We start from the raw sequence: 218 nt of genomic DNA, 5'->3' as shown, positions 1-218 counted from the left end.
CGCCCTGCGGATGCACGCCGGTAATGGCGGCGATAATCCCGGACAGGCTCAGTCCTTTGTTTTTACGCACATGAAAGTGGTAGGCCATGGTTAATGAGGCCAATGTGTAGGTCGCCCATGCGCTGATCCCCCAATGGAAAAAGGAATAGGGCAGGCTGTATTCCAGCGCTTTTTGCGAGTGCGGCGCGATATTCAGACCCGGGGTCTGGTAATAATAG

1 protein-coding gene is annotated in these 218 nt (G+C 54.6%); it reads right to left on the bottom strand.

Annotation, left to right across the window (positions count from 1 at the left end; all coding sequences use genetic code 11):
• Positions 1 to 218 (bottom strand): BCCT family transporter (locus tag ACX9YW_RS23775; protein ID WP_460351300.1); only part of this gene is annotated, 218 nt, incomplete at both ends.

This window comes from Pseudoneobacillus rhizolycopersici, from assembly GCF_054786815.1.
Note: the sequence above shows the minus strand (reverse complement) of the source record. Positions and strands in the feature narration are given on the sequence as shown.